Source organism: Arthrobacter silviterrae (assembly GCF_011045165.1).
GTDB classification, from domain to species: domain Bacteria; phylum Actinomycetota; class Actinomycetes; order Actinomycetales; family Micrococcaceae; genus Specibacter; species Specibacter silviterrae.
In genome coordinates, this window is sequence record NZ_JAAKZI010000101.1 from 1 (window position 1) to 588 (window position 588).

1 protein-coding gene is annotated in these 588 nt (G+C 70.4%); it reads left to right on the forward strand.

Annotation, left to right across the window (positions count from 1 at the left end; genetic code table 11):
• Positions 1-556, forward strand: a 556-nt coding sequence (locus G6N77_RS19575; RefSeq protein ID WP_165183841.1) for an HNH endonuclease signature motif containing protein, incomplete at its 5' end; no start/stop codon positions are given.
• Positions 557-588 lie beyond the last annotated feature (32 nt).

A 588-nucleotide genomic window follows, 5' to 3' on the forward strand; every position in this document is an offset into this window, starting at 1 on the left:
CGGGCCGGTGGGGGAGCTGCTGGGGTCCCTGGCCGGTGCCGTGGTGGAGGGAATGGTGGACGGGGTGGTGGAGGACCCGGTGGGTGAGTACTTCGCCCAGCTCGAGGCGACCCGGGCCGGGCTCGCCGTGGCCGAACCTCCCCAACCCCTGGCCCAGGTCATCCTCACGGTCCCGGTGCTGGGACTGCTCGGGGCCACGAACGAACCGGCAATCCTGGCCGGGCACGGCCCCATCGACGAGGTGACCGCCCGGAAACTGCTGTGCGGTGCGGGGAGCTTCCTGCGCGTGCTCACCGACCCCGTCACCGCCGAACCCCTCACGGGCGTGCCCCCGGAACGGTACCGGCTCCGGGACGCGGAGAAGGCGCTGCTGCGCGCCCTGGCCGAAACCTGCTCCTTCCCGGGCTGCACCAACCCCGCCATGGACACCGAAACCGACCACCTCACCGCCTACGCCCTGGGCGGGCCCACGACCCCCGCGAACTCCCATGCCCTCTGCAAACGCCACCACGCCTACAAGCACTTCTGGGGTTCCCCGCAAGTAGTGGACACGTGATCTATCTCACGCTGCTTGCGTGAGTGCTTCTT